The organism is Moorena sp. SIO3I6 (assembly GCF_010672095.1).
Map to the genome: position 1 here is coordinate 1 of NZ_JAAHHU010001164.1, position 1,614 is coordinate 1,614.

At 42.5% G+C, this 1,614-nt stretch carries 1 protein-coding gene; it reads right to left on the reverse strand.

Features of this window, described 5'->3' with window-relative positions; genetic code table 11:
• Positions 1–196: 196 nt before the first annotated feature.
• Positions 197–1,468, reverse strand: a complete 1,272-nt coding sequence (iscB, locus tag F6K49_RS47285) for an RNA-guided endonuclease IscB (protein WP_293109446.1) — start codon at positions 1,466–1,468, stop codon at positions 197–199.
• Between the last annotated feature and the right edge of the window lie 146 nt (positions 1,469–1,614).

Consider the following 1,614-nt stretch of genomic DNA (forward strand, 5'->3'; position numbering starts at 1 on the left):
CCACACGGCGGCACGGATGGCAAGGTGAATCCAGTCCCTTTGCCTTTTGCCTCTGACCCGAGGATTCTCCGCTCTTTATCGGGGGTAAGCCTTTTCCCTTGTTCCTTTTGCCTTCCTCTAGAATCATCTTTCCGCCTCCCGGTCGTCTCCCGCTATAATCTTTGATTTAGCGGTGAGAGGAAAGGGAGGACAGAGTTTAATGCCTATAAGCATAACCATCTTTCCTGTGAATAAATTGACAATATTTATGACTGATACCCTGCACCAGTCCTGATTTAGTTGAAATATTAAAAGATCCGGATTTCCGGGTCGCAACTCTTCCCACATAAGTACCGATTTTTTTGCCTTTAGTTACAACGGCGCGAACAATATCTCCTGTTTGAAAACCTTTATGAATCTTAGTTCTTGAACAGTAACGGATAGGAAACCCATACTTGTTTGTTCGACAAATTTTACGAGTACCGTGACCTTTAGCGGCAATAAGTAAAGGTTGATAACCCTCAATAATTAAAGTATCAACTTTGCCAACATTTGCGGCATCCAGCCAATGAGTTTTAGGTAGGTTTTGACGACATCGGTTGAATTTAGTCAAACCACCACTCCCGACTTCAACAGGTAATCCGATTGATTTCAGTTCATGGTACAACTTCCAACGAGTTGTGTTAACGGCAGCCGCATCAGTTAAAGGTCTTTTGGCTTGAGACAAAACCCGTTTCAACACGTCAGGTTTTCCAGATAAGAACTGTTCGATTTCTTGAGCAGACTTAGACTGATTGCATGAATGACACGCAATAGCTAAATTAGAGACTCTATTCGAACCACCTTTAGATAATGGCTTAATATGCTCAATCTCTAACTGAGTACCCGTTGTCCCACAATAGGCACATTTTCGATTCCATTTTTCGAGTAGATATTCTCGAAGCTCGTAACCGTAGAGCGTACCTTGCTGATACTCAATGCCAGATATTTCGGGATTTTGCAACTTCTGAGTGTCAAATCTAACCAACTCTTGAGAGATTCCTGCAATGGGACATAAACGAGTTAGTTTTTTAACCCAAGTCAAGATGTTATGAACTCTAGACATTAGGCTAGGAGCTAACCAGCCTTCTGGTCTAGACCGGTTAAGAAATCTAGGCTTGCGATACCGAGTTTTGCGGTTACGGCGAGCACACCTTAGTTGCCTACGAGAAGTTAAGGCATCTCGAATTTGAAAACCTCTGTGAGTAAGTTCACCGCCCCAAACTATTCGGTTACCTTGAACAATTGCTAAGCCACTTGTTTTTGCTCCGGGGTCTATTTTGAATTGTGACCCGTGGGTTATTGGTTCTTGTATTTCCTCCGTTAAAATTATAGTAAATGGGTAACGACGATAGACTTTAGCTTTTCCTGTCGAAAGTAGAATTCTAGCTCTCGCCGGTTTGCATGGATCTAAAGGTTGTCGATTTGAGTTAAGTACAAATACACGCATAATTGTGTTTTCTCCTATTACTAGGGTAAAGTTAGCTTAGTCAAAGTTATTTCTCGGTACTTTCCCGATCGCACTGACTTAACTCAACTAGGTCTGTTTAACGACCGGGTTCTAGAGCTGGGGACTAGCTACGCATCTCCAGGTAT

What these genes read in the sequence shown, in the direction of transcription:
- iscB (WP_293109446.1), bottom strand. Translation starts at nt 1,468, where the DNA reads ATGCGTGTATTTGTACTTAACTCAAATCGACAACCTTTAGATCCATGC.